Raw genomic sequence first — 25,133 nt, 5'->3', positions numbered from 1 at the left:
GCTGCCGCGAGGGCGAAAATCTAGATGCGAAGTGTCTCGATCGACCGGAACATTCGCGATATGTGATTTTCGGCGTTTGCGTCCGGCGGCGTGCCGGACGCAGGAACCGCAACAACCGGGCTGACGCCTGCCAATTCTGTTCAGGACGCTGGTTGCCTATCCGACAGCGAGAAGCTGCCCTTCCCGCTCTTGCCGCGCGTTCTCCTGCAAAAGCGCCCATTGCATGTCCGCAATGAACTGCCGCGGCGGCAGGATGATCCATCCATTTGCCGCGTCTCCGACCGCTGAATAGGAACCCGCAGCGATCAGAAGCGCCGTCACCGCACAAACCAGAGCCGCGCGGTCGTCATGGTTTTCAAGCCTATTCAAATCTTCGTGCATGCGGCGTTCCGGAAGGCAATGTTTCAGCAAGGCGCGCAGGAGGCCGCTCTGCGCAAGTTCCTCATAGTATATGTCAGAACGTCTGTTCCGCACTGTTTTGAGACGGGACGGATCAGAGATCATCAGACCCATGAATGCGGATGGAAAAGCTTCGACCAGTGCCTTTTGGTCTATCGCGGCAACATGGCTCGCCGCCCGGATGTTGCCGTGCTTCATCGTGAGTTCGGCACAGATATTGGCATGCTCGTTCAGTAATTTGCCGACCGGGGAACTCGACTGCCCCGGTTTCCCGATATGGGGCTGCAGGCGTCTTGTCAGCATCCGTTCGGCCGAGCGGTAGCGGCCGATAATGTCGAAGCCGGGACGGAGCGGGCCGTCAAAGGCCGCGGCGGCGATTTCCCACTTTCCCAGCAGATCCGCGATGGTCGATTCGCGTTCCGGTTCAACGGCGCGGAAGCGTTTGATGCGCCATGAGACTTCCGTCTCTGTCCAGTCAAGCCGGCAGATGGCGCTCTTCCGTTTCGTCTCCGACCACCCGATGTCGATGCCGATAACGCTGCCGCTCTTTTCAATCATGGTTCCCTCCCGGAACGGCGTTTGAGGGTCGCCCTTGTCACATCAGGCGAGCAGAATACTCACATCATCGACGGAATGAAAAGTGCGATGGCCGGGAAGGCGATCAGCAGGGCGATGCGGACGATGTCCATGGCGACGAAGGGCAGGAGGCCGGAGAAGATGGTTCTGAGGCTCACATCGCGCACCACCGTGTTGAGCACGAAGGCGTTCATGCCGACCGGTGGTGTGATGTAGCTCACTTCCGTGATGACGACGACGAAGATGCCGAACCAGATCAGATCGAAGCCCTGGGCGGCGACGATCGGGTGGAAGATCGGTACGGTGAGCGTGATCATCGAAAGCCCTTCCAGCACGCAGCCGAGCAGGAGATAGACGATCAGGATGGCGATGATGGTGGCATAAGGTCCGTCGCCGAACATCGACAGGGCCGACTGGATATCGGCCGTCATGCCCGAAAGATTGACGTAGTTGGTAAAGGTCAGCGCCCCGAACAGGATGAAGAACATCATCGCCGTGGTCTTGGCGGTCGAATAGAGGATGTCGCCGAGGTCTGCGAGTTTCAGCCGGCCGGAAAAAAGCGCCAGCAGAAACGCGCCGAAGGCGCCCATGCCCGCGCTTTCCGTCGGGGTGAAGATGCCGAGATAGATGCCGCCCATGACGAAGATAAAGAGAAGCAGCGCTCCGGCCGTGCCTTTCAGCGCGAGGAACCGCGACCTCAAGGAAAGCTTCGGCGCGGCCGGCAGGTCCTGCTTCAGGAGCCGCACGGAAATCATCACTGCAACCGAATAGCCGAGAATGCCGATCACGCCGGGCAGGATGCCGGCCATGAACAGCTTGCCGATATTCTGCTGCGTCATGATGCCGTAGAACACCAGAATGACGGAGGGCGGGATCAGGATGCCGAGCGTGCCGCCGGCGGCAATCGAGGCGGTGGCCAGACTGTCGGGATAGCCGAAGCGGCGCATCGAGGGCAGCGCGATCTTCGACATGGTGGCAGCCGTTGCCAGCGACGAGCCGCAGACGGAGGAAAACCCGCCGCAGGCGGCAACGGTTGCCAGGGCCAGCCCGCCCTTGCGGTGCCTGAGCCAGGCATGGGCGCTGTCATAAAGCTCGCGGGCAATGCCGGACTGGACGACGAAATTGCCCATCAGCAGGAAGAGCGGCATCACCGTCAGCGTGTAGGAGCGGCCATTGTCGAAGAAGGTGGCGCCGAGCAGCGCGAAGGACGGTTTCAGCCCGATGATCGAGGCCGTGCCGACGACGCCGATCAGCGTCAGCGAAAAGGCGATCGGCATGCCGACAAGGAGCAGCGCGATCAGCACCGCAATTCCGATGGGCCACTCGATCATTTCATTCTCTTGAAGAGCGCGGCAAGCGCGAGGGCAAATGTCACGAGCGCCGAGATGCCGGCAAGGACGGCGCAGAACCAGACGACGGGGGCGACCGGCAGGCGCAGCGAATTGGTGACAAGATTATAGCCGCCGACCTGCACGCCATAGGCATAAAGCCGCCAGGCAATGATGCCGAGGACGCCGGAAGAGACGAGGCCGGTGACGAACAGACGCGCCCGCTCGCTCCGGCGCGGCAGCGATTTGGTGACCAGATCGACCGTGACATGGCCGCCGTCAAGGCAGACGGCCGGCAGGCCGAGATAGACGAGTGAGACGAGAAGCAGTTCGGAGAGTTCCGCCGCGCCCTTGACCGGGGCATTGAGGAGATAGCGGCCGATCACATCGACAACCGTGAGCCCCATCAGCGCCATCAGAAGCGCGCCTGCGATTGTGCTCAGAACAATGCGAAGGCCGCGAGCCAGAGGGCTCGCGGCGCTTGCGTTTTCAGAAAGGAGGTCTGCTTCGCTCATTCAGCCTGCAATGCTTCGATGTTTTCCTTCATCATCGCTACGGCCTTGTCGGAGGGGATGCCGGCGGCATCGATCTCGGCGAGCTTGGCTTCCACCACGGGCGCGACCTTCTGGCTGATCTCGTCAACCTGTTCGGGCGTTGCGTCGTGGAATGTCACCTTGCCCTGCATGGCCTCGAAGCCGGCCGCATCAGCCGCGTCCCAGGCCTTGCCCGCAAGCCGCGCCAGCGCCTCGCCGGAGACGCTGTCGATCGCGGCCTGATCTTCGGGCGAGAGCCCTTCCCAGCTATCCTTGTTCATCACCACGAAGAAGGAGGTGTTGTAGAGCCCGCCGGGAATGACCATCGCCTGGTCGACCAGATCCGTCAGCCCGAAGAAGTTGATGGATTCGTAAGGAAAGGTGATGCCGTCGGCCACGCCCTGCGACAGCAGTTCGTAGGTCTGCGAGGAGGGGCCTTCGACCGGCACGCCGCCGAGCGCGCTCACCAGTTCGTGGACGATGCCGCCGCCGACGCGGATCTTGGCCCCGTCGATCGTCGAAAGTTCGGAAAGATCGCCGCCCTTCATGAACACCTGGCCGGGGCCGTGGGTGAAGACGGCAAGCACATGCACGTCGTCATATTCGCCGGCTTCCTTCAGAAGCTGGTCCCAGGTGCGCCAGTAGGCGACCGAGGTCTCCTCCGCCGTGTCGCCCCAGAACGGGATTTCGGCGAGGTTCGTGGTGCGGAAACGACCGGGATTATAGCCCTGCACGCCGAAGGTGATGTCCGCTACTCCGTTGACGGCGAGATCATACTGGGCCGGCGGCGGGCCGAGCGGCGCCGGCAGGATGTTGGCTGTCACGCGACCATCGGTCGCCTCGGAAATCGAAGCGGCGAACGGCGCGATCACATCGGCAACCAGCGGGTGCGACGGCGGCAGCCAGTTGGCGACTGTCAGCGTTTCGGCGCTTGCCGCCTGGCTCATGAACAGCGCGCCCGCGAGCACGGTCGCCGATTTCAGCATGGTCTTCATGTTTCCCCACTCATGGTTTTTCAGGACTTTGCGATTGCGAAGAAGCTGGACCAAGCCGGCTTCGATTGTCAATCGGGAAAGCGCCCCGAGACGCCTCCCGGCCTGCGCTTTGGCCAAGGTCAGGAGAGGTTTTGCAACAGGGTGCGCCGCCGATAAGGGCGACGGCCCGAGCGATCATGGCTCGTCACATGCGGCGGGTTCCCGGAAATCACGGGAGATTGCTGTCAACGTCAGGACTGTAACGTTACAGATTTCTGCAAAAATCCGCTCGATTTTATCCTGATCAGAGCCGCACTGGGCCAAAAAAATACCCTTTCAGGTCATGGAAAAATGCAGCCAAATAGAGAGGTATCGTCCGTTTAAAGCGCTTTGGAGTGTCAAAAAATGCCATAAAACGCAATATCTGTCTTTTGGAGTTCGATTTTCTGTGCTAGGACGGCTGCGCTGGAGGAATGAGGGTAGCCTGACCTGAAACGATACGGGGCGCCTTTACCAAGGATGGGATCTCAAAAATGAAATACGGTTATTTTGACGACGCCGCGCGCGAATATGTGATCACACGCCCCGATACGCCCTATCCGTGGATCAACTATATCGGCTGCGAGGGCTATTTCGGCATTCTGTCGGGCACGGCCGGCGGCTATTCCTATTACCGCGACGCGCGCCTGCGCCGCCTCACCCGCGGCCGCTACAACAACGTGCCTTATGACAATGGCGGCCGGTACGTCTATGTCCGCGACAATGAGGACGGCGATTTCTGGTCGCCGACCTGGATGCCGACGCAGTCGGCGGTCGAGGATTTTGCCTGCCGCCACGGCATGGGCTATTCGACGATCGGTTCAAAACGTAATGGCATCCGCGTGTCGAACCGCTATTTCGTGCCGCTTGGCGAGACGCTGGAAATCTGGCAGCTGACCGTGACCAATGAGCGCCTTGTGCCCGCCGACATTTCGCTGTTCTCCTCGGTCGAGTTCTGCCTGTGGGATGCGCTGGACGACCAGAGCAACTTCCAGCGCAACCTGTCGACCGGGCAGGTCGAGGTCGAAGACGAGGTTATCTACCACAAGACCGAATATCGCGAGCGCCGCAACCATTTCGCCTATTTCGCCTGCTCGGAGAAACTCGCCGGATACGATACCGCCCGCGAGGAATTCCTCGGCCCCTGGCGCGGCTGGGACAAGCCCGTTGCCGTTGCCGAGGGCAAGTCGCGCAATTCGGTTGCCCATGGCTGGTCGCCGATGGGCTCGCATCACGTCAAGCTGACTCTTCAGCCCGGCGAAACCCGCCAGGTGGTTTTCGTCCTTGGCTATCATGAGAACGACAAGGCCGAGAAGTTTGATCCGCCCGGTTCGCAGACGATCAACAAGAAGACGGTGAGGCCCGTCATCGACAAATATCTCGACGTCGAAAACGTGGAAGCGGCTTTTGCCGCGCTTGCCAGGCACTGGGACGACCTGCTCGGCGTCTATCAGGCCGAAACGCCCGATATCCATACCGACCGCATGGTCAATATCTGGAACGCCTATCAGTGCATGGCGACCTTCAACATGTCGCGCTCGGCGTCTTCCTTCGAAAGCGGCATCGGCCGGGGCCTCGGCTTCCGCGATTCCAACCAGGACCTGCTCGGCTTCGTCCATATGGTGCCGGCGCGGGCCCGCGAACGCATTCTTGATATCGCCGCAACGCAATTGTCGTCCGGCGGCGCCTATCATCAGTACCAGCCGCTGACGAAGAAGGGCAATAACGACATCGGCGGCGACTTCAATGACGATCCGCACTGGCTGATCATCGGCGTTGCCGCCTATCTCAAGGAAACCGGCGATTTTTCCATCCTTGAAGAGCCCGTCGTGTTCGACAACAAACCTGGCACGGAAGAGCCGCTTTACGTGCACCTGCAGCGCTCCATGCAATATGCGCTCGACCGCATCGGCCCGCACGGCCTGCCGCTGATCGGGCGTGCCGACTGGAACGACTGCCTCAACCTCAACTGCTTCTCCGACACGCCCGGCGAAAGCTTCCAGACCACCACCAGCAAGGATGGCAAGGTTGCCGAAAGCGTCTTCATTGCCGGCCTGATGGTGCTCTCGGCGAAGGAGCTTTCCGACATCGCGAAGGAAACCGGCAAGGCCGAGGACGCCGACTTCTACGCAAAGGTGTCGAAGGACATGGACGCGACGATCCGCGAACATGGCTGGGACGGCGAGTGGTTCATCCGCGCCTATGATGATTTCGGCCGACCGGTCGGCTCGAAGGAGAACGCGGAAGGCAAGATCTACATCGAAAGCCAGGGTTTCTGCACGCTCGCAGGCGTTGGCGTGGAAGACGGCAAGGCGCGCAAGGCGCTCGACTCGGTGGCAAAACACCTGGCGACGCCGCATGGCATCGTCGTTCTGCAGCCCGCCTATACCAAATACTATATCGAATACGGCGAGATCTCGACCTATCCGCCGGGCTACAAGGAAAATGCCGGCATCTTCTGCCACAACAATCCCTGGGTGGTGATCGGCGAGACCGTGCTTGGCAACGGCGATGCGGCGTTCGACTATTACACCCGCATCAATCCGTCGGCGCGCGAAGGCATTTCCGATACGCACCGGCTGGAGCCCTATGTCTACGCCCAGATGATCGCAGGCCGCGATGCCACCCGCCACGGCGAGGCCAAAAACTCCTGGCTGACGGGCACGGCGGCCTGGAACTACTATGCTGCGACCCAGTTCATCCTCGGCATTCGTCCGGAATATGAGGGCCTGCGCGTCGCGCCGGTGATCCCGGAACGCTGGACCGGCTTTTCAGTAAAGCGCACCTGGCGCGGCGTCACCTACGACATAACCGTTACCCGCAAGGGCCCCGGCAACGAGGTGGCGCTGACCATCGACGGTGCTCCGATCGAGGGCAATCTGATCGCCCCGCCGGCTGCGGGCGTCACCGGCGTGAAGGTCGAGGCCGTGATCGGCTGACCGGAATATGAGGGGCCGGCATCGGCGCGCGGCCCCGCATGATGATGCGGCATTTTGAGTGCCGCATTCATTTGGCCCGCATTCCGGTTCGTCCGGTGTGCGGGCTTTTTTGTTCTGCACCGCGGCGGCAACAAAAAAAGCCGCCCCGAGGGGCGGCTTTTTTCATAAGGTCTGCAAGAAACCGATCAGGCTTCCTTCGGCGTCAGAACCTGGCGGCCGCGATACATGCCGGTCTTCAGATCGATATGGTGCGGGCGGCGCAGTTCGCCGGAGTTCTTGTCCTCGACATAGGTCGGGTTCTTCAGAGCGTCTGCAGCACGGCGCATACCGCGCTTGGACGGGGTCGTTTTTCTTTTCGGTACAGCCATTGGACTACTCCAGTTTCGGCAAGGCTCAGTCACCGGCGGGCATGACCACCGCGATTTCGGCCTTAAAATTCATGAAATTTGGCGCGCTTATACAGGTCTTGCGCCCGTTTGACCAGTCCCTGCGGCATTTTTTTGCACCATGCGGCAGGAAGCCTCCTTCTCACACCTCGTCTTCGGGAACAACCCAGCTTTCGGCGAGCGCTCCGTCGCGCCAGCGCTGGAAGGCGGGCAGGCTTTTCACCGCGTTCATATAGGCAAGCGTCGGCGTTGAATCGGCCAGTTCATAGATCTCGAAGCGGTTGACGACCGGCGCATACATGGCGTCTGCCGCCGTGAAAGACCCGAACAGGAAAGGCCCGCCGGAGGCTTCCAGCGCATCGCGCCACATGGTCTTTATCCTTGCAACATCGGCCTTCACCGCATCATCGATGGCAAGCGGAGCCGGTTTGCGGCCGAAATTCATCGGGCAGGCGCCACGCAGCGCGCGGAAGCCCGCATGCATTTCGGCGGAAAGCGCGCGGGCGGCGGCGCGTTCGATCCGGTCTTCCGGCCAGAGCTGGGCCTCCGGATAAAGCTCGGCGACATATTCGATGATGGCGAGCGATTCCCAGATCCTCGCCTTGCCGTGATGCAGCACGGGAACCATGCCGACCGGCGAAATTTCCCGGAAACGCGGATTGCCGGCGGGAAAATCAAACGGGATCAGCACTTCCTTGAAGGGAATGCCCGAGGCCTCCATGGCGAGCCATGGCCTCAGCGACCAGGATGAATAGCGCTTGTTGCCGATAAAAAGCGTCAGATCGCTCATCAGGGTATCCTTTTCGATACTAAACCGCGGCGGGAGTTAACCTCAAATGCTCGCAATACGCCAATGGATTTATCGGATGTCAGTCATAAAGACAGCTAATATAGGCGCCGGATCGCGCGGCCAGCCGTTCAACCCGGTCGGCAAGCCGGTTCATGTGGGCGCTCGGGGCTGCCGCCTGCCGGCCCGTAGGGTTCGGCAGTGAGACGGCAAGGAGCGCCGCCTGGCGGCGCGAGAGGGCGGAGGCGGGGATGCCGAACTGTTCGCGGGCGGCCGCCTCGATGCCGAAGGTTTCCGGACCCCACTGGGCGATGTTGAGATAGATCTCCATCATCCGCTCCTTCGACCAGAAGGCGTCGGCGGCAACGGCGAGCGGCAGTTCCAGGACCTTGCGCACATAGGAGCGCCCGTTCCAGAGGAACAGGTTCTTCACCGTCTGCATGGGAATGGTGCTGGCGCCGCGCGTCTTCTCGCCGGACAGCGCGTCTTCGATCACCGCCTTGTATTCGCGCCAGTCGACGCCGTAGTGATTGCAGAACTGCCCGTCCTCCGACATCAGCACCGATTGCACCAGAACCGGGGCGATGTCGTCGAAGGTGACCCATTGACGGTCATAGCCGGTCAGTGCCCGCGTCATCATCAGCGTCGACACCGGATGGACGAAGGCCGGGCGGTAGAGCGGCAGGAACAGGTAGGGCAGCAGCACGAATACGGCGAGCGCAAGGAGCGCGATACGGAGCCACCGGCGGAGAAGGCCCTTTCGCGGCAGCGCCTCCTCGTTCAAATCCGGCCTCTCGCCCATATATCAACCAGTCCTCATGAATGCTCCCCTCTCCATAGCGCGAAATCGGCTTGCTTGAAAAGAAGGCAGAGGCTTGATCATTGCGGCTTGAATGGCGCCGGGCGGCATGCCAAGACAAGCGCATGACCGCACCGTTTTTCACCGACCGTCTTGATGACGCGCGCGCCCGTGTCGAAGCCTGCCTTGCAGGGCTTCTCGGCCCCGATCCGCGTGCAGGAGAAACCACGCGACCGCCGACGCTGATGGCGGCGATCCGCCACGGCGTGCTGAACGGCGGCAAGCGCTTTCGCCCGTTTCTGGTGATCGAGAGCACAAGGCTCTTCGACGGTCCTGCGCAGGCCGCGCTGAGGGTCGGCGCGGCGCTGGAATGCATTCATTGCTATTCGCTGATCCATGACGACCTGCCGGCCATGGATGACGATGATCTGAGGCGCGGCCGACCGACCGTGCACAAGGCCTATGACGAGGCAAGCGCGATCCTGGCCGGCGACAGCCTGTTGACGCTCGCCTTCGATATTATTGCCGATGATGAGACGGCGCTTTCCCCCGAGGCCCGGCTGAAGCTCGTCGCCGCCCTTTCGCGTGCGGCCGGCATTGGCGGCATGGCCGGCGGTCAGGCGCTGGATTTGGCGGCGGAAAAAACGCCGCCTGACGAGGAAGGCATTGTCACGCTACAGGCGATGAAGACCGGCGCGCTGATCCGCTTCGGCGCGGAGGCTGGCGCGATGATCGCCGGCACGGGCGAGGACGAGCGCCGGCGGCTTCACCGCTATGGCGCGGTGATCGGCCTTGCCTTCCAGCTTGCCGATGATCTGCTGGACCTGACGGCGGATGCTGAAACCATGGGCAAGGCAACCGGCAAGGATGCCGGGCGCGGCAAGGGCACGCTGGTGGCGCTTCACGGGCCGGAATGGGCGGAAAGGCGCCTCGGCGAGCTGGTGACGGAGGCAGAGAGCTTGCTATCGCCCTTCGGCGCGAAAGCCGAGGTCCTGGTGGAGGCGGCGCGTTTTGTCGCCAGGCGGAAAAGCTGAGCATGACCGCACCCGTCGCCATCATCCGCAATGGTCACCGCACAGCCTTGAAGTGGCATCGCGGCAGGCGCTTTCCGCACGACACCGCATTTTCGCGCGCGCGCATCGCCGAGGGCTTGAAGGCCGGCGCCAGCAGCGAGATAGACCTGCTACTGACCGCCGATGGCGCGCTCGCGGTGCTGCATGATGAATTGCTGGAACAGTCGACCACCGGCACGGGACCGGTTGCCGCGGCAAGCGCCGATCAGGTCCGCGCCGCCTGTCTCCTCGATCCCGCAGGGCGCGATACCGGTGAGAGCGTGATGCTGTTCGAGGACCTGGCGCGGCTGGTGCGCGAGGCCGGAGCGGATGAGGCGGCGGTCCTGCAGCTCGATCTCAAGGAAAGTCTTTCCGCCTTCGCGCCGGACAGCATTGCCCGCTTTGCCGAAACCGTCCGTCCGGTCGCGCGCCACATGATCCTCTCGGGCGGCGATGCGGCTGCGGTGAAGCGCCTTTCCGATGCCGTGCCCGGCCTTGCCACCGGTTATGATCCCTGCCTTGACGGGGCGATGGAGCGGGTGATGGAAAACGGGCGTTATGCCGAGTTCGTCGCCGAAGCGCTTCAGACCGCGCCTGACGCGCGGATGGTCTATCTGCACTACGAACTGGTTCTTGCGGCGACGGACGCCGGTTTCGACATGATTGCCGCCTTTCACGAAGCCGGAAAGACGGTCGACGCCTGGACCATCACGGGCAGCGACGCGGTAAGCCTCGCCCTGGCCGAACGGCTTCTGGCGCTGAAGGCCGACCAGATCACCACCGACGATGCCGACGGGCTTTTTGCGGCGCTCACATGAAGGGTCAGCAGCCGATCTGGCTGCGGATGCGCCTGACTTCTGCAAGCGACCTGCAGACATTTTCACAGGGGATGACGTCGCTGTCGCCGTCAGCGCGGCTGTAGCCGTTGCACCATTGCCGGACAGCCTCTGCGCAGCTTGATGCCTGACTGCAGGTCCATCCGGCCGCCTGTGAGATCGTCGGCAGAACCGCGGGCGTCATCGGCACTGGCGTGCCTGAAGCCACGCTGATCGGCGTGGCGGCAAAGGCCACAAAACCGAAAAAGAAAAGGTTTTGCAGGCCTTTCGTGGCTTTGGGCCTCAATCCCGCCCCGGCAGCACCCGGTTCGGCGGGCGATGGCCGTCGAAGAATGTGCGGATGTTGATGATCACCTTGTCGCCCATGTCGATGCGGCTTTCGAGCGTGGCCGAGCCCATATGCGGCAGAAGCACGGCCTTGCCCTTTCTCGCCAGTTCCAGAAGGCGCGGATTGACCTCCGGTTCGTTTTCGAACACGTCCAGCCCGGCGCCGGCGATCCGGTCTTCCTCAAGGCATTTGATCATCGCCTCCTCGTCGATCACGTCGCCGCGCGCGGTGTTGACGATATAGGCCTCCGGCCGCATCAGCTGCAAGCGGCGGGCCGAGATCAGGTGGTAGGTGGCGGGCGTCGAGGGGCAGTTGACCGAGACGATGTCGACGCGGGCGAGCATCTGGTCGAGACTGTCCCAATAGGTCGCCTCGAGTTCCGCTTCCGTTTCCGGGCTGATGCGGCCGCGATTGTGATAGTTGACCGAGAGGCCGAAGGCCTTGGCGCGCCGGCCGACAGCCGTGCCGATGCGGCCCATGCCGACAATGCCGATGCGCTTGCCCCAGATGCGCCGCCCCAGCATCCAGGTGGGGCTCCAGCCCTGCCATTCGCCCGGCTCGGCTTGCGAGAGAAAGCGCGCGCCTTCCGCCAGCCGGCGCGGCACGGCGAGCACCAGCGCCATGGTCATGTCGGCGGTGTCCTCGGTCAGCACGTTCGGCGTGTTGGTGACGGTGATGCCCTTCCTGGCCGCCGCATTAACGTCGACATTGTCGACGCCGTTGGAAAAGCTCGCGATCAGCTTCAGCCGGGGGCCTGCCTTCTCGATCAGATCCTTGTCGATCCGGTCCGTCAGCGTCGGCACCAGAACATCGGCCCGGGCCATGGCGTCTCCCAGTTCATCGCGCGAAAGCGGCCGGTCGTCGCGGTTGAGCGTGACCGAGAACAGTTCCTGCATGCGCGCCTCAACGGGCGCTGGCAGTTTCCGCGTGACAAAGACATCGGGTTTCTTCGGGTGGGTCATCGTTTACAGCTCATTAAACATGTCCGGCGATAATGCACATATTGCAGGCTTTTTTCCACCTGAAGCGGAGGGCAGGGGGCCGAAATCGGCGTTGCGGCCCAAAGACCGCCGTCCGGGTGGCCGATCAAGGCCGTGCCAAGCCCTGAGAAAGGGCGGAATTTCAAGGGAATGCCATGCGTCGCATCGTCAGTCTGGTTATGAGTGTGCTCGTCGTCCTCGCCGTCGTCATGCCGGTTTCTCCGGTTCAGGCGCAAAGCGAACGGCGCGGAGCCTCCGGCGCGCCCCTGCCACGCTTTGCCATCATCAAGCCGGATCGCGCCCGCATGCGCGTCGGTCCCGGCTTCAACTACGCCACCAAATGGATCTACAAGCGCCCCGGCCTGCCGGTGGAAATCATCGAGGAATATGCCGTCTGGCGCCAGGTGCGCGATGCGGACGGCACGGAAGGCTGGATGCATGTCTCGGTGCTGTCGTCCGTGCGCAATGCCATGGTCGCCCCCTGGCTGCGCGGCAACAGCGCCGAGGACACCTATCTCGACGTGAAGGCCAGCGACGATGATTCCGCCCGCGATGTCGCCAAGCTCGAGCCCGGCGTGATCGTCCACCTGTCCGAATGCGACGGCACTTGGTGCGAGCTCGAGGTCAAGGGCGTTTCCGGCTACATGCACCAGAACGATCTCTGGGGCGTCTACCCCAACGAGGTCTTCAGATAGATCGCCTCGGGCTCGGGCTCGGGCTCAGGCCTCGGGTTTCGTGGTCAGCACCATGTAGTTGACGTCGGTGTCCCTCGAGCGGTTCCAGCTGTCGGTCAAGACGTTGTAGAACACGCCCTGGCGCTCGACGATCTCCATGCCGGCGGCCTTGAGCGGCTTTTCGACTTCCTCAGGCCGTACCAGCTTCTCATACTGGTGCGTGCCGGGCGGCAGCCAGCGCAGCACCTGTTCGGCGGCAAAGATCGCCAGGGCCCGCGCCTTCAGCGTGCGGTTGATCGTGGCGACGAACATCATGCCGCCGGGCCGGACAAGCGAGGCGCAGGTGGTCAGGAAGAAATCGACGTCGGAGACATGTTCGACCACTTCCATGTTGAGGACGATATCGAAGGTCTCGCCGGCCTCGGCAAGGGCTTCCGCCGTTGTCGCCCGGTAGTCGATCTCAAGGCCCGATTCGGCGGCATGGGTGGAAGCGATGCCGATATTCTTTTCCGCCGGATCGATGCCGGTGACGCTCGCGCCCATGCGCGTCAGCGGCTCGGCCAGAAGCCCGCCGCCGCAACCGACATCGAGGATCTTCAGGCCGGCGAGCGGCCGCGCCGATTTCTCATCCCGGGCGAAATGGGCGCAAGCCTTTTCGCGGATATAGGAGATGCGCACCGGATTGAACTTGTGCAGCGGCTTGAACTTTCCGGTCGGGTCCCACCACTCGGCCGCCATTTTCGAGAACCACTCGACCTGGCTGTCGTCGATCGTCGTCTTTTCGGCGTTGCTCATTGGCCTCATCTCCGGCGTGGCGAGCGGCATTCAGGGCCGCTCATTCATGTTTTGCTGCGCATGCAAGCCCGGATGGAACTCCGCTCTCAAATCGCCTGCATCTGTCATCCGCTTATAGAAGCGGGCGTGGCGAGCGGCAAGCAAGTCCGGCGCTTTCTGCATTTTCGCTCCGGGCGCACGGCCCGTATTCTTGAGATGTAAGGCGGATAGCCGGATTTCCAAGACCGCCCCGTGGCCGTGACCGAACGCGAAAACGGCCCGGGCGAGGCCGGGCCTTTGACGGGTTCTGGCCCTAATGGCGAGTCGATCAGGCGCGGATGACGCCGCCGGTCGCCTTTTCGACATTGGCGACGATCTTCTTCGTCAGCGTCTCGAAATCCTCATCCGTCAGCGTGCGATCGCTCGGCTGGATCGACACTTCGACGGCAACCGACTTCTTGCCTTCGCCCAGCGAGGCGCCGGCAAACACGTCAAAGACGGTGACGCCGGTGATCAGCTTGCGATCTGCGGTGGCCGCCGCGCGCTCGATGGCCGCAGCCTCGACATCACGGTCGACGACGAAGGCGAAGTCGCGGGTGACCGCCTGGAAGGGCGACAGCGCCAGCGCCGGCTTGGTGCGGGTCGCCTTCTTCTTCGGCTCCGGCATGGCATCAATGAAGATTTCGAAGCCTGCCAGCCTGCCGGAGACATCGAGCGCTTCCAGCACCTTGGGATGAAACTCGCCGAAATATCCCAGCACGATCTTCGGCCCCATCCTGATGGTGCCGGAACGGCCCGGATGATACCAGTCCGGTCCACCGGCGACGATCTGGACATTGCTCATCGGCACGCCGCAGGCCTCGATCACGGCCAGCGCATCGGCCTTGGCATCGAAGACGCCGACGCCGCGGCCGGCCCCGGTCTCGCCGTTCGACCACATGCGGCCGGCGCCCGAAAGCGTGGCGGTGCCGCGACGAACGCCGCCGGCAACGCGGCGCTGGCCTTCCGGCTTGTCGTTCTCATAGGTCGCGGCAACCTCGAACAGCGCCACATCGCCATGGCCGATCGCGGCATTGCGCTTTGCGGCCGCCAGAAGACCTGGCAGAAGCGAGGGGCGCATATCGGACATATCGGCCGCGATCGGGTTCGAGAGTTTCAGAGCGGGGTCGCCGCCGCCGAAGAGCTTCGCCGCTTCTTCCGAGATGAAGGACCAGGTGACAGCCTCCATCATGCCGCGAGCTGCGAGTTCCCGCCGCGCCGAACGCGAGCGGATCTGCAGTGTGGTCAGGATCTTTTCGTTGACCGCGCCGGCCGCCGGAAGCGCTTCCGGGCTGATCTTGTCCACGCCGAAAATGCGCATCACCTCTTCAACGAGATCGGCCTTGCCTTCCACATCCGGACGCCAGGAGGGGACGGAGACGGAAACCGTCTCGCCGCTGCCTTCGACCTCGAAGCCGAGCCGGGTGAGGATATTGCGGCTTTCCTCGGGCGAAACCGCGAGCCCTGTCAGCCGTTTGACTTCGGAAAACGGGTAGTCGATCACCTTCGGCGTGTGGCCCTCATAGCCGGTGACCGTCTTTTCGCTGGCCACGCCGCCGCAGATCTCCAGCACCAGTTCGGTGGTCCGCTCAAGGCCGGGCACCATATATTCCGGATCAACGCCGCGCTCGAAACGATAGCGGGCATCGGTGATGATGCCGAGGTCACGGCCCGTGCGGGCGATGTTCATCGGGTCCCACAGCGCCGACTCGATCAGCACGTCGGTGGTGGTCTCGTCACAGCCGGAATGCTCGCCGCCCATGACGCCGCCGATCGATTCCACGCCAGTGTCATCGGCGATGACGACATTGTCATGATTCAATTCATACTCGCGTTCATCAAGCGCCAGGATCTTCTCGCCGGCCCTGGCGCGCCGCACGGTCAGCCCGCCCGCGACCTTGGCCGCATCGAAAACATGCATCGGCCGACCCTGATCGAAGGTCATGTAATTGGTGATATCGACCAGCGCGTTGATGGGGCGAAGGCCGATGGCGATGAGCCGCTGCTGCATCCATTTCGGGCTCGGCCCGTTCTTCACACCGCGAACCAGACGAAGGGCAAAGCCGGGGCAGAGGTGCTTGTCCTCATCGGCAAAATCGAGCGTCAACGACACAGGCATGTCACCCTTCGCCGCGAAGGAGGGCGCAGGCTTCGTCTTCAGCGTGCCGAGGCCGGAGGCCGCGAGATCGCGGGCGATGCCGTAAATGCTGGTGCAGTCCGGCCGGTTCGGCGTCAGGTTGATCTCGATGACCGGATCGTCGAGCCCGGCATATTCGGCGAAGCTTGCGCCGACCGGCGCATCCTCCGGCAGATCGATAATGCCGTCGTGATTGTCCGACATGTCGAGCTCTTTTTCCGAGCACATCATGCCGTGGCTCTCGACGCCGCGGATCTTGCCCACGGCAAGCGTCACGTCGATGCCCGGAACATAGGACCCCGGAAGCGCAAGCGCGCCGACAAGCCCGGTGCGCGCATTGGGCGCGCCGCAAACGATCTGCAGCGGCTTGCCGCCATTGACCGCCGGCCCGCCGTCAACCGTCAGCACCCGCAACCGGTCGGCATCGGGATGCTGCTTCGCCTCGATGACCTTGGCGATGGTGAACGGCTTGTAGGCCGCCTTGTCATCGACCTCCTCAACCTCAAGCCCGATCGTCGTCAGCCGCTCGCAGATTTCCTCGAGCGAGGCCTCGGTTTCCAGATGGTCCTCCAACCAGGACAGTGTGAATTTCATGTCTCTCGTCTCGCCATTTCACTCGACTGCAAACCGGATGGATAAACCCAGAGCCGTCGATTTTTGTTCTCATCAAGCGTTTTCGTCGTCACCCAGCGTTTCCACTAGCCGGAACCGTTCGCAGATCAGTTCCATGTCGGGCGAAAAACCGCCATTGCGGGCAAAGAAGGCCTCATGCCCTTCGCGCCAGTCGGCAAGCGACAGGTCGCCCTCGCCCTCGTCGCGGGCGAAGTCCTCATCAACCTCGTCGAACCGGCGGATCGTCACCTCGGTGGTCTCGATCACCGCCGCGGGCTTTCCCGCACCGTCGAGCACCACATCGCGGCGGCCGACTTCGGGCATCGGCTCCCCGGCATCCTTCACGTCCCGAAGCGCGCCGCAGGTGGCCGTCTTCTTGCCCGACAGTACCAGCGCCAGAAGTTCGTCCTTCAGCGCCGGCGTATCGCCAAACGCAAACTGGACGGCATCCCTGTAGCGCTCCGGAAGATCGGTCATGACGACAGACCGCCGAACAACGTCGGGATATCGAGCGGACGGAAGCCGTAATGGCTCGTCCAGCGCTCGTCGGCGGCGAAGAAGTCGCGCAGGTCCGGCATTCCGTATTTCAGCATGGCAATGCGGTCCAGCCCCATGCCCCAGGCGAAGCCCTGATAAACGTCCGGGTCGAGGCCGCAATGGCGCAGCACGTTGGGATGCACCATGCCGCAGCCGAGAATTTCCATCCAGTCCGTGCCGGTTCCGAACTTCACCTGATCGCCGGAACGGTCGCACTGGATGTCGACCTCGAAGGACGGCTCGGTGAACGGGAAGAATGACGGGCGGAAGCGCATGGTCACGCTGTCGACCTCGAAGAACGCCTTGCAGAACTCCTCCAGCGTCCAGCGAAGATGGCCGACATGGGTGGTCTTGTCGATCACCAGACCCTCGAGCTGATGGAACATCGGCGAGTGGGTGGCGTCGCTGTCCTGCCGGTAGGTCTTGCCGGGCGCGACGATGCGGATCGGTGGTTCCTGGCTTTCCATCGAGCGGATCTGTACCGGCGAGGTGTGGGTTCTGAGCACCTTTCGCTCGCCGTTCTCGTCCGGATTGAAGAAGAACGTGTCGTGCATCTCGCGCGCCGGATGGCCTTCCGGGAAGTTCAGCGCGGTGAAATTATAGTAATCGGTCTCGATCTCCGGCCCTTCGGCGATCGAAAAGCCCATATCGCCAAAGATCGCAGTGATCTCATCGATCACCTGGCTGACGGGATGGATGCGGCCCGACAGCGATGGCGAAGGGCGCACGGAAAGCGTCACGTCAACCGTCTCGGCGGCAAGCCGGGCGGCGATTGCGGCATCCTTCAGCGCGGCCTTGCGGGCGGCAATTGCGTCGGAGACCTCGGTCTTCAACGCGTTGATGGCCGCACCCCGGGTCTTGCGCTCTTCCGGGTCCATCCTGCCGAGCGTTTTCAGGAGCTCGGAGACCGATCCCTTCTTGCCGATGGCTGCAACGCGCACGGCTTCGATCGCCGCTTCGTCCTCAGCACCGGCGATTTCGGCCATCAATTTGGATTTCAGATCCTCAAGATCGGACATCTTTATCTCTTTCTTGCCGGAGCGTTCATCGCTCCCCCAACCGGTCAGATATAGGCTTTATGTGATTTCAAAATGAAAAACCCGCACTGGTCCTGCCAGCGCGGGTTTCCCAAAAGGTAGAATTTCAAAAGAGCTTGGGAAGCGCTGGCTTATGCAACCGCGCTTTCAAACTCATTGGCCGTGCCCTCTTTCTTGAGGTACTCGAGGCCCTTCTTCGCAGCGGCAACCAGGCTTGCGAATGCTTCCGGCTCATGGATCGCCATGTCGGACAGGACCTTGCGGTCAACTTCGATGCCAGCCTTGTTCAGGCCGTCGATGAAGCGACCATAAGTCAGGCCGTGTTCACGCACGGCAGCATTGATGCGCTGGACCCACAGAGCGCGGAAATTGCGCTTGTTGACCTTGCGGTCGCGGTAGGCGTACTGCTTCGACTTGTCGACGGCAGCCTTGGCTGTGCGGATGGTGTTCTTGCGGCGGCCGTAGAAGCCCTTGGCCTGCTTGATGACTTTCTTGTGCTTTGCGTGTGCAGTCACGCCACGTTTTACGCGAGCCATATCGGTTCTCCTTGAAATCTATCGGAATGCGTTGGGATAAAGTGCGGGCGTTACTTGCCGTAGGGCATGAACTGCTTGACGATCTTGGCGTCCTGATCGGACAGGACCATCGTGCCGCGCGCATCACGGATAAATTTGTTGGAACGCTTGATCATGCCGTGCTGCTTGCCTGCAGCCGCGACCTTGACCTTGCCGCTCGCGGTCAGCTTGAAACGCTTCTTGACCGACGATTTCGTCTTCATCTTGGGCATTTTGCTACTCCGTTGTTGTTGATTGGGGCTACCGGGCGACGAACCCGGGCCACATTGCATTTTCGAGCAGACACGGCATGCCCTGCCGGCCTGCTCCATGGCGGTCCGCCGAAAGGCGATCCGTCAGGACGGCGCGCTTATACGCGGTTTGTCTGAAAAGCGCAACCGGTTGTCTTGCCACGCACGCAATTCGCCGTCTCGGCCAGTTTTTCTGACCGGACGGCGTGTCAACAGCGTGTGCCCGAAGGCTTATTTCGGTGCAAGCACCATCAGCATCTGGCGGCCTTCGAGCTTGGGCTCGGCCTCCACCTTCGCGATCTCTGCGGTGTCTTCCTTGACCTGGGAAAGAAGCTTCATGCCCAGTTCCTGGTGGGCCATCTCGCGGCCGCGGAAACGAAGCGTCACCTTGACCTTGTCGCCTTCCTCGAAGAATTTGTTCATCGCCTTCATCTTCACCTGATAGTCATGGGTGTCGATGTTGGGGCGCATCTTGATTTCTTTGACTTCGACGACTTTCTGCTTCTTGCGGGCCTCGGCGGCGCGCTTCTGGTTCGCGTATTTCAGCTTGCCGAGGTCAAGAATCTTGCAAACGGGCGGCGTCGAGTTGGGGGCGATCTCCACAAGATCAAGCCCGGCTTCCTCAGCCATTCTCAACGCTTCTTCAGTCAGAACGACGCCCTGGTTCTCCCCTTCGGCATCAATCAGCTGAACTTCGCGGATGCGAATGTCGCGATTGGCGCGGGGACCTTCCTTGGTCGGGGGAGCGGCTCTATGGGGTCTGCGAATGGTCGTGATCTCCTCAGTGATTGAAAATCGGGTTTTGAAGTGCCAAGTCTTGTGACCTGGAGCACTGATCGGACACAAATGGTTGTTAAGCCCGTCCAATGTCAATAACACAGCCCAAAAAGAAAATCACCTCTTCATCGCGAAATCGGCGCGATTGCGGGCTTTTGGAGCGAAACCGGCGGAGACTATCATGCAGCAGGACGTTGCCCTGACCTATACGGAAATCGATCATGGCGAAGGACCGCTGAGGATCGCCATGCGCCTTCGTCCCGGATCGGGCGACAAGCCGGCGCTGGTCTGGTTCTCCGGTTACGGTTCTGACATGCTCGGCACCAAGGCGGAGGCGCTCGATGCCTATGCGGGCGCAGAAGCGCTTGCCATGGTCCGCTTCGACTATACCGGGCATGGCGAGAGTGAAGGCGCGTTCAAGGACGGCACGATCTCGCGCTGGCTTGCCGACGCGCTCAAGGCCATCGAGCAGGCGGCCCACGGGCGGATCATCATCATCGGCTCGTCCATGGGCGGCTGGCTGGCGCTTCGGGCGGTGCAGGAGCTGAAGAAGCGGGCCGGCGGACCGAAGGTCGAGGGGCTTCTTCTGCTGGCCCCCGCGCCGGATTTCACCAGCGAACTGATCGAGCCGGACCTCAAGGATGCCGAATGCAAGGCGCTGGCCGAGCAGGGCTATTTCGAGGAAGTCTCACCCTATGGTCCCGAGCCCACCGTCTATACCGCGAAGCTGCTTGATGACGGCCGGCGCAACCGCGTGCTGAACGGCATCATCGAGACCGGATGCCCGGTTCATATCATCCAGGGAAAGAAAGATGCGGATGTGCCCTATGCCCATGCGCTGAAGCTGATGTCGCATCTGCCGGCCGACGACGTGTTGCTCACCCTGGTGCAGGACGGCGACCACCGCCTGTCGCGGCCCGAGGATATCGAGCGCATGCTGAAGGCCGTCGGCGATCTTGTCGCCTCCGCCGGCGCCGGTTAACCATTCCTTAAGATCTTGCCGCCGGCAAAGCCGTGATTGATTGACTCCGTCCGCCTTATCTCCTTAACTCTTTGTTAAGAATTCAACAGGCGGATGGGTATAGCGTGCCTCGTTTCAATCAACTGGCTTATATGGTTTTCGGTGCGATCGCGGCCATGTTCTCGGCCGGTCTGCTTGCGCCGGCGCTTTCCGCCGGAATGCCCGCCATGCCGATTGGCGGCATCACATCCCAGCCCATCGGGCACTTCGAATTCTGCCAGCAGCACCGTCGCGATTGCGAGCCGTATTCCGGCCCGACCGGTCCGGCCCGGCTGACATCTTTCGGCTGGCAGTCCGTCGAGGCGATCAACCTTGACGTCAACGCCGGGATCGAGCCGATGACGGACGAGGAGCTTTACGGCCGCGAGGAAGTCTGGGCCTATCCGAAAAGCGGCGCGGGCGATTGCGAGGACTTCGTGCTTGAGAAGCGCCGGCGGCTGATGAAGGCCGGCTTTTCGGCCTCGGACCTGCTGATCACCGTCGTGCGCAAGCCCAATGGCGAGGGCCATGCGGTGCTGACGCTGCGCTCCAGCAAGGGCGATTTCATCCTCGACAATCTGAGCGACGAGATCCTGCCCTGGGCCGAGACGCCCTACACCTTCCTGAAGCGCCAGGCCTCCTTCGATGCCGGTCGCTGGGTTAAGGTCGAAACCGGCACGGACCTGCCCGTCGCCTCGCTGCGGTGAACGACCTGCGACGGGCGCAGAGCCCGCCCGAAAGAGAAATGCACTGTGCAGCGCTTCGGGTGATCCTTTCTTCCCGCAAATGCTGTAACAAGGACGCTGAGCAGGCCGGAAGCGCCTGAAAGAGAGGCTCGGACGGTTTTCATGCATATCCCGCCAAAGGCATCGATCGTCGTTCTGACCGGCGCGGGCATTTCCGCGGAGAGCGGCCTTGCCACCTTCCGCGACAATGGCGGTCTGTGGGCCGAGCACGATATCCGCGATGTCGCCACGCCGGAGGGTTTTCACCGCAATCCGGACCTCGTCTTCGATTTCTACAACATGCGTCGTCGCGAGGCGGCAAAGGCCAGCCCGAACGCGGCCCACAATGCGCTCGCCAGGCTGGAAAACGCCTGGGACGGTCCGTTCCTGCTGATTACCCAGAATGTCGACAATCTGCACGAGAAGGCCGGCTCGAAAAATGTGCTGCACATGCACGGCAAGCTGAATTCGGCGCTCTGTTCCGAGTGCGGCAGCCACCAGCAATGGGACGGCGATCTCGATGACGGCGAGGTCTGTTCCAGCTGCGCCCGTGCCGCCCTCCGGCCCGATATCGTCTGGTTCGGCGAGATGCCCTATGACATGGAACGGATCGAAGCGGCGCTCGGCGGGGCCGAGCTTTTCGTGTCGATCGGTACGTCCGGCACGGTCTATCCGGCGGCGGGCTTCGTCATGGAGGCAGCCGGCAATGGCGCCCGGACCGTCGAGGTCAATCTTCAGGCGACCGGCAATCCTCTGTTCGAGGACTGTTACGAGGGACCGGCCGCGACCTCGGTTCCAGCCTTCGTGGACACCCTGCTGGCGGGCCGCTGAACCGTTTTGACGCGCCGTGCGACGAAGGGTCATTTGACCATCGTCACTTAATCATGACAAAAGAAATCATGTTTTAATTTCGCCGGCTGACATCGTCAGCGCGGCCTTCTTGGAGTTTCCCAATGTCTCAAGTCCCGGATGATATTGCCCCGCCGGAAATCGAACGCGTCCGCCACGAACTGAAGCGCCGGACGCTGACGGTGGCGGCGGCGGACTATATTACGCCCGCCATGCGGCGCATCACCTTCGAATGCCCCGAACTTGCCGATTTCATCAGCGCGGCGCCCGACGATCATATCAAGCTGTTCTTCGACACGGGCGAGGAGAAGCCGGCAATGCGCGACTATACGCCGCGCCGCTACGACAATGCCGGGCGATCGCTCACCATCGATTTCGCCATCCACGATGCCGGCCCCGCAACCGCCTGGGCGGTTGCGGCAAAGCCCGGCGATTGGCTTGAGATCGGCGGGCCGCGCGGTTCCTCCGTGGTCAGGGGGCCGGTCGCCCACTGGCTTCTGATCGGCGACGAGACCGCGCTTCCGGCAATCGGCCGGCGGATCGAGGAACAGGAGCCCGGAACACGGATCACTGCGGTCATCGCCGTGCCGTCGTCCGATGACCGCCAGACATTCAAGACAGAGGCCGATGTTGAGCTCAGCTGGATCGATCGGGCCGGGACCGATGCGACAGATCCCGCGCCGTTTCTCGAGGCGCTAAAGGCGGTCGCGCTGCCGTCGCGGACTTTTGCCTGGATCGGCGCCGAGGCCCGTGTGGCGCGTGCGGTCCGCACTTTTCTGGTCGAAGAGCGCGGCCATCCGCTGACCTGGATGAATGCCTCCGGCTACTGGGTCGCCAGCCAGGCGGGCACCAGCGAAAAGAACATGTGAAGCCGGCCGCTTGTCGCATGATTGCAGCAAAAGCCTGCAATCATCGCGACGGACAAGCGGGATTTGACCTTCTCCCGATGTTAGTTTAGAAGAATTCTAAATTCATATCGGGATGATGATCATGGCATTCAATCTGTTCTCAAGGCCCCGCCGCGCCTTTTCCTCGCTTTCCGAGCAGGAGATCCTGGCGCTTGCCATCTCCTCGGAAGAGGATGATGCGCGCATCTACAAATCCTATGCGGAGCATCTGCGCCCCGAATATCCGGATTCAGCGAAGATCTTCGATGACATGGCGATGGTCGAGGACAGCCACCGGCGCATGCTGATCGACATGCACAAGCGCCGCTTCGGCGATGTCATCCCGCTCATCCGGCGCGAACATGTGCGTGGTTTCTACGAGCGGCGCCCCGACTGGCTGATGAAGAGCCTGCCGCTCGACAAGATCCGCGACCAGACGGTGACGATGGAAGAACAGGCATGCCGGTTCTACCGGGCGGCTGCCGCCCAGGTCAGCGATGCCGACACCCGCAAGCTGCTCGGCGACCTTGCCATGGCCGAAGAGGCGCATGAGGAAACCGCCGTCGCGCTCAGCGAAAAGCATGCGCCGGAGGATGTCCGGGACGAGGAAAGCATGAAGGAGCGCCGCCAGTTCGTGCTGACCTGGGTGCAGCCCGGCCTTGCCGGACTGATGGACGGTTCGGTCTCCACGCTTGCGCCGATCTTTGCCGCCGCCTTTGCGACGCAGGATACCAAACAGACCTTCCTGATCGGCCTTTCGGCGGCCGTCGGCGCCGGCATTTCCATGGGCTTCACCGAGGCCGCCCATGATGACGGAAAGCTTTCCGGGCGCGGTTCGCCGATCAAGCGCGGCATCGCCTCGGGCGTCATGACCATGGTCGGCGGCCTCGGCCACGCGCTGCCCTATCTGATCCCGGAATTCTGGACGGCGACGATCGTTGCCATCATTGTCGTGTTCTTTGAACTCTGGGCGATCGCTTTCATCCAGAACAAATATATGGAAACGCCGTTCATGCGGGCGGCCTTCCAGGTCGTGCTCGGCGGCGGTCTGGTGCTCGCCGCCGGCATGCTGATCGGCAGCGGCTGATCAGCCGTAACTGCGCGTCGGCCGGTCCATGACCCGCCGGCCGAACAGGCTGGCTGTCAGGTCCGTCATCAAGATGGCCGCCTTGCCGCGTTCATCGAGAAAAGGATTGAGTTCCACAAGGTCGAGCGAGGTGACGAGTTCGCTGTCATGCAGCATCTCCATCACCAGATGAGCCTCGCGGAAGGTCGCGCCGCCCGGAACCGTGGTGCCGACGCCCGGCGCCACCGATGGATCGAGAAAATCGACGTCGAAGCTCACATGCAGCATGCCGTCCTCAGCGGCGACCGTATCGAGAAACGACGACAGGAGGGCGGCAATGCCGCTTTCGTCGATAGCGCGCATGTCGTGAACGGTGACGCCGCTTTCCTTCAGCGCCGCGCGCTCGGGAGGATCGACGCTGCGGATACCGAGCATGCAGACATTTCTCGGGTCAACCGGCGCATCGAGCGGCGGGAAAATGCCGCCAAACCCTGGCCTGCCGGTGAAATAGGCAGCCGGCGTGCCGTGGAGATTGCCGCTTTCGGTGCTCTCAAGCGTGTGAAAATCAGGATGGGCGTCCAGCCAGAGGACAAAGAGCGGTCGTCCCTGTTCCTTTGCCCGCCGGGAAACGCCGGCAACGCTTGCCGCCGCCATCACATGGTCGCCGCCCATGAAGATCGGCAGGCCGTTCCCGGAAATCTCGAACGCCTTGTCATAAAGCGCATCGAGCCAGGAGACGGTCTCGCCAAGCGCCTTGAGCTTGGCGTTGGGGTGGGAAACCGCGCGCCGGGGCGCAGGCTCAAGATCGCCGAGATCGACGACGTCGTGACCCAGTCCGGCAAGCGCTTCGCCCAGGCCGGCGGCTCTCAACCCGTTCGGCCCCATATTGCAGCCCTTCCGGCCCGAGCCGGACTGGACGGGAACGCCGAGCAATGTGCAATGCATGAAAAACTCCGTTTTCGGTTTCCGTCTTCGACAAAGGTCGCCAATAATAACCGCCCTTCAGGGCGGCCCAGGCGCGTCGCAAGCCAGTATAGACCCTTGTTATCCTCGCTTTGAAGGGCGGCAGGAAGACCGATAAATACGGTAGCGCTGCCATTTGTGCCTTTCAATTTCGCGCAAGGGGCGTTTGACTTGCCGAAAATTGTGCTATGCCTTGCTATTGGTTGAGAGGAACCGGGAGGCTCCATGCAGAGAAAACCGGCAACTGCCCAGTCCCGTCGCAGGGCCGGTGTTGACGTCCGCCTGCCTGCCTCCG

Annotated in this window: 25 protein-coding genes; 9 read left to right on the top strand and 16 right to left on the bottom strand. The window is 62.2% G+C overall.

Going from position 1 to position 25,133, the window contains the following annotated elements; genetic code table 11:
- Window positions 1–156: 156 nt before the first annotated feature.
- The 4 genes from FF124_RS06885 to FF124_RS06870 are packed head-to-tail and all read right to left on the bottom strand — an operon-like array spanning window position 157 to window position 3,831.
- Window positions 157–957, bottom strand: coding sequence for a DUF429 domain-containing protein (locus tag FF124_RS06885; protein WP_138747741.1), 801 nt, complete (start codon window positions 955–957; stop codon window positions 157–159).
- A gap of 59 nt (window positions 958–1,016) precedes the next feature.
- On the bottom strand, window positions 1,017–2,306 hold the full coding sequence (locus FF124_RS06880; protein WP_138747740.1) for a TRAP transporter large permease: 1,290 nt from the start codon (window positions 2,304–2,306) through the stop codon (window positions 1,017–1,019).
- A complete protein-coding gene (locus FF124_RS06875; RefSeq protein ID WP_138747739.1) occupies window positions 2,303–2,818 on the bottom strand; it encodes a TRAP transporter small permease in 516 nt (171 codons plus the stop codon). Before FF124_RS06875 ends, FF124_RS06880 begins: the two co-directional genes overlap by 4 nt.
- Entirely contained in the window at window positions 2,815–3,831 is a 1,017-nt protein-coding gene (locus FF124_RS06870) for a TRAP transporter substrate-binding protein (protein ID WP_138747738.1), read from the bottom strand. The genes FF124_RS06875 and FF124_RS06870 overlap by 4 nt, the downstream gene beginning before the upstream one ends.
- A 512-nt stretch (window positions 3,832–4,343) precedes the next feature.
- Between FF124_RS06870 and FF124_RS06865 the strand changes: the two genes are divergently transcribed.
- Window positions 4,344–6,788: a glycoside hydrolase family 94 protein gene (locus FF124_RS06865; protein ID WP_138747737.1), complete on the top strand. Its 2,445-nt coding sequence runs from the start codon at window positions 4,344–4,346 to the stop codon at window positions 6,786–6,788.
- Window positions 6,789–6,973: 185 nt separating this feature from the next.
- Here FF124_RS06865 and rpmF read toward each other — a convergent pair whose 3' ends face one another.
- The 3 genes from rpmF to FF124_RS06850 form a co-directional block, all read right to left on the bottom strand.
- Window positions 6,974–7,156: a 50S ribosomal protein L32 gene (gene rpmF, locus FF124_RS06860; RefSeq protein ID WP_024709968.1), complete on the bottom strand. Its 183-nt coding sequence runs from the start codon at window positions 7,154–7,156 to the stop codon at window positions 6,974–6,976.
- A gap of 160 nt (window positions 7,157–7,316) precedes the next feature.
- Window positions 7,317–7,964: a glutathione S-transferase family protein gene (locus FF124_RS06855; protein ID WP_138747736.1), complete on the bottom strand. Its 648-nt coding sequence runs from the start codon at window positions 7,962–7,964 to the stop codon at window positions 7,317–7,319.
- 79 nt (window positions 7,965–8,043) lie between these two features.
- Window positions 8,044–8,763: a biosynthetic peptidoglycan transglycosylase gene (locus FF124_RS06850; RefSeq protein WP_138747735.1), complete on the bottom strand. Its 720-nt coding sequence runs from the start codon at window positions 8,761–8,763 to the stop codon at window positions 8,044–8,046.
- A gap of 122 nt (window positions 8,764–8,885) precedes the next feature.
- On the opposite strand from FF124_RS06850, the gene FF124_RS06845 reads away from it, so the two are divergent.
- Window positions 8,886–9,794 (top strand): polyprenyl synthetase family protein, encoded by a 909-nt coding sequence (locus tag FF124_RS06845; RefSeq protein ID WP_138747734.1) that lies wholly within the window; start codon window positions 8,886–8,888, stop codon window positions 9,792–9,794.
- Between the two features lie 2 nt (window positions 9,795–9,796).
- Entirely contained in the window at window positions 9,797–10,630 is an 834-nt protein-coding gene (locus tag FF124_RS06840) for a glycerophosphodiester phosphodiesterase (protein WP_138747733.1), read from the top strand.
- Between the two features lie 300 nt (window positions 10,631–10,930).
- Here FF124_RS06840 and FF124_RS06830 read toward each other — a convergent pair whose 3' ends face one another.
- Complete coding sequence (locus FF124_RS06830) at window positions 10,931–11,938, bottom strand: 2-hydroxyacid dehydrogenase (RefSeq protein WP_138747732.1); 1,008 nt, start codon at window positions 11,936–11,938, stop codon at window positions 10,931–10,933.
- Window positions 11,939–12,111: 173 nt separating this feature from the next.
- Between FF124_RS06830 and FF124_RS06825 the strand changes: the two genes are divergently transcribed.
- The gene (locus FF124_RS06825; RefSeq protein ID WP_138747731.1) at window positions 12,112–12,651 is read left to right on the top strand and encodes an SH3 domain-containing protein; all 540 of its coding nucleotides are present in this window, start codon (window positions 12,112–12,114) and stop codon (window positions 12,649–12,651) included.
- A 24-nt stretch (window positions 12,652–12,675) separates the two neighbouring features.
- On the opposite strand, the gene ubiG is transcribed toward FF124_RS06825, so the two are convergent.
- The 7 genes from ubiG to infC form a co-directional block, all read right to left on the bottom strand.
- Window positions 12,676–13,425 carry a bifunctional 2-polyprenyl-6-hydroxyphenol methylase/3-demethylubiquinol 3-O-methyltransferase UbiG gene (gene ubiG, locus FF124_RS06820; protein ID WP_138747730.1) on the bottom strand — a complete coding sequence of 250 codons (750 nt, stop codon included), beginning with the start codon at window positions 13,423–13,425 and terminating at the stop codon, window positions 12,676–12,678.
- Between the two features lie 307 nt (window positions 13,426–13,732).
- Entirely contained in the window at window positions 13,733–16,174 is a 2,442-nt protein-coding gene (pheT, locus tag FF124_RS06815; RefSeq protein WP_138747729.1) for a phenylalanine--tRNA ligase subunit beta, read from the bottom strand.
- Between the two features lie 72 nt (window positions 16,175–16,246).
- A complete protein-coding gene (locus tag FF124_RS06810) occupies window positions 16,247–16,669 on the bottom strand; it encodes an ASCH domain-containing protein (RefSeq protein WP_138747728.1) in 423 nt (140 codons plus the stop codon).
- The gene (pheS, locus tag FF124_RS06805) at window positions 16,666–17,748 is read right to left on the bottom strand and encodes a phenylalanine--tRNA ligase subunit alpha (protein WP_138747727.1); all 1,083 of its coding nucleotides are present in this window, start codon (window positions 17,746–17,748) and stop codon (window positions 16,666–16,668) included. Before pheS ends, FF124_RS06810 begins: the two co-directional genes overlap by 4 nt.
- A gap of 149 nt (window positions 17,749–17,897) precedes the next feature.
- The gene (rplT, locus tag FF124_RS06800) at window positions 17,898–18,302 is read right to left on the bottom strand and encodes a 50S ribosomal protein L20 (RefSeq protein WP_024709980.1); all 405 of its coding nucleotides are present in this window, start codon (window positions 18,300–18,302) and stop codon (window positions 17,898–17,900) included.
- Between the two features lie 50 nt (window positions 18,303–18,352).
- A complete protein-coding gene (gene rpmI / locus FF124_RS06795) occupies window positions 18,353–18,553 on the bottom strand; it encodes a 50S ribosomal protein L35 (protein WP_024709981.1) in 201 nt (66 codons plus the stop codon).
- 249 nt (window positions 18,554–18,802) lie between these two features.
- Entirely contained in the window at window positions 18,803–19,339 is a 537-nt protein-coding gene (infC, locus tag FF124_RS06790; RefSeq protein WP_138747841.1) for a translation initiation factor IF-3, read from the bottom strand.
- A gap of 190 nt (window positions 19,340–19,529) precedes the next feature.
- Here infC and FF124_RS06785 point away from each other — a divergent pair, with 190 nt between their 5' ends.
- The 5 genes from FF124_RS06785 to mbfA all read left to right on the top strand — a co-directional run bounded on the left by FF124_RS06785 (window position 19,530) and on the right by mbfA (window position 23,896).
- A complete protein-coding gene (locus tag FF124_RS06785) occupies window positions 19,530–20,330 on the top strand; it encodes an alpha/beta hydrolase (protein ID WP_138747726.1) in 801 nt (266 codons plus the stop codon).
- A gap of 131 nt (window positions 20,331–20,461) precedes the next feature.
- Entirely contained in the window at window positions 20,462–21,055 is a 594-nt protein-coding gene (locus FF124_RS06780; protein ID WP_138747840.1) for a transglutaminase-like cysteine peptidase, read from the top strand.
- A 141-nt stretch (window positions 21,056–21,196) separates the two neighbouring features.
- Window positions 21,197–21,904, top strand: coding sequence for an NAD-dependent deacylase (locus tag FF124_RS06775; RefSeq protein ID WP_138747725.1), 708 nt, complete (start codon window positions 21,197–21,199; stop codon window positions 21,902–21,904).
- Window positions 21,905–22,026: 122 nt separating this feature from the next.
- A complete protein-coding gene (locus FF124_RS06770) occupies window positions 22,027–22,791 on the top strand; it encodes a siderophore-interacting protein (RefSeq protein WP_138747724.1) in 765 nt (254 codons plus the stop codon).
- Window positions 22,792–22,912: 121 nt separating this feature from the next.
- Window positions 22,913–23,896, top strand: a complete 984-nt coding sequence (gene mbfA, locus FF124_RS06765; RefSeq protein ID WP_138747723.1) for an iron exporter MbfA — start codon at window positions 22,913–22,915, stop codon at window positions 23,894–23,896.
- On the opposite strand, the gene rocF is transcribed toward mbfA, so the two are convergent.
- Window positions 23,897–24,820: an arginase gene (rocF, locus tag FF124_RS06760; protein WP_138747722.1), complete on the bottom strand. Its 924-nt coding sequence runs from the start codon at window positions 24,818–24,820 to the stop codon at window positions 23,897–23,899.
- Window positions 24,821–25,133: the final 313 nt, after the last annotated feature.

This window comes from Martelella lutilitoris (assembly GCF_005924265.1).
GTDB classification, from domain to species: domain Bacteria; phylum Pseudomonadota; class Alphaproteobacteria; order Rhizobiales; family Rhizobiaceae; genus Martelella; species Martelella lutilitoris.
This window is presented reverse-complemented; position numbering and strand designations above follow the sequence as displayed.

What these genes read in the sequence shown, in the direction of transcription:
- FF124_RS06885 (WP_138747741.1), bottom strand. Translation starts at nt 957, where the DNA reads ATGATTGAAAAGAGCGGCAGCGTTATCGGCATCGACATCGGGTGGTCG.
- FF124_RS06880 (WP_138747740.1), bottom strand. Translation starts at nt 2,306, where the DNA reads ATGATCGAGTGGCCCATCGGAATTGCGGTGCTGATCGCGCTGCTCCTT.
- FF124_RS06875 (WP_138747739.1), bottom strand. Translation starts at nt 2,818, where the DNA reads ATGAGCGAAGCAGACCTCCTTTCTGAAAACGCAAGCGCCGCGAGCCCT.
- FF124_RS06870 (WP_138747738.1), bottom strand. Translation starts at nt 3,831, where the DNA reads ATGAAGACCATGCTGAAATCGGCGACCGTGCTCGCGGGCGCGCTGTTC.
- FF124_RS06865 (WP_138747737.1), top strand. Translation starts at nt 4,344, where the DNA reads ATGAAATACGGTTATTTTGACGACGCCGCGCGCGAATATGTGATCACA.
- rpmF (WP_024709968.1), bottom strand. Translation starts at nt 7,156, where the DNA reads ATGGCTGTACCGAAAAGAAAAACGACCCCGTCCAAGCGCGGTATGCGC.
- FF124_RS06855 (WP_138747736.1), bottom strand. Translation starts at nt 7,964, where the DNA reads ATGAGCGATCTGACGCTTTTTATCGGCAACAAGCGCTATTCATCCTGG.
- FF124_RS06850 (WP_138747735.1), bottom strand. Translation starts at nt 8,763, where the DNA reads ATGGGCGAGAGGCCGGATTTGAACGAGGAGGCGCTGCCGCGAAAGGGC.
- FF124_RS06845 (WP_138747734.1), top strand. Translation starts at nt 8,886, where the DNA reads ATGACCGCACCGTTTTTCACCGACCGTCTTGATGACGCGCGCGCCCGT.
- FF124_RS06840 (WP_138747733.1), top strand. Translation starts at nt 9,797, where the DNA reads ATGACCGCACCCGTCGCCATCATCCGCAATGGTCACCGCACAGCCTTG.
- FF124_RS06830 (WP_138747732.1), bottom strand. Translation starts at nt 11,938, where the DNA reads ATGACCCACCCGAAGAAACCCGATGTCTTTGTCACGCGGAAACTGCCA.
- FF124_RS06825 (WP_138747731.1), top strand. Translation starts at nt 12,112, where the DNA reads ATGCGTCGCATCGTCAGTCTGGTTATGAGTGTGCTCGTCGTCCTCGCC.
- ubiG (WP_138747730.1), bottom strand. Translation starts at nt 13,425, where the DNA reads ATGAGCAACGCCGAAAAGACGACGATCGACGACAGCCAGGTCGAGTGG.
- pheT (WP_138747729.1), bottom strand. Translation starts at nt 16,174, where the DNA reads ATGAAATTCACACTGTCCTGGTTGGAGGACCATCTGGAAACCGAGGCC.
- FF124_RS06810 (WP_138747728.1), bottom strand. Translation starts at nt 16,669, where the DNA reads ATGACCGATCTTCCGGAGCGCTACAGGGATGCCGTCCAGTTTGCGTTT.
- pheS (WP_138747727.1), bottom strand. Translation starts at nt 17,748, where the DNA reads ATGTCCGATCTTGAGGATCTGAAATCCAAATTGATGGCCGAAATCGCC.
- rplT (WP_024709980.1), bottom strand. Translation starts at nt 18,302, where the DNA reads ATGGCTCGCGTAAAACGTGGCGTGACTGCACACGCAAAGCACAAGAAA.
- rpmI (WP_024709981.1), bottom strand. Translation starts at nt 18,553, where the DNA reads ATGCCCAAGATGAAGACGAAATCGTCGGTCAAGAAGCGTTTCAAGCTG.
- FF124_RS06785 (WP_138747726.1), top strand. Translation starts at nt 19,530, where the DNA reads ATGCAGCAGGACGTTGCCCTGACCTATACGGAAATCGATCATGGCGAA.
- FF124_RS06780 (WP_138747840.1), top strand. Translation starts at nt 20,462, where the DNA reads ATGGTTTTCGGTGCGATCGCGGCCATGTTCTCGGCCGGTCTGCTTGCG.
- FF124_RS06775 (WP_138747725.1), top strand. Translation starts at nt 21,197, where the DNA reads ATGCATATCCCGCCAAAGGCATCGATCGTCGTTCTGACCGGCGCGGGC.
- FF124_RS06770 (WP_138747724.1), top strand. Translation starts at nt 22,027, where the DNA reads ATGTCTCAAGTCCCGGATGATATTGCCCCGCCGGAAATCGAACGCGTC.
- mbfA (WP_138747723.1), top strand. Translation starts at nt 22,913, where the DNA reads ATGGCATTCAATCTGTTCTCAAGGCCCCGCCGCGCCTTTTCCTCGCTT.
- rocF (WP_138747722.1), bottom strand. Translation starts at nt 24,820, where the DNA reads ATGCATTGCACATTGCTCGGCGTTCCCGTCCAGTCCGGCTCGGGCCGG.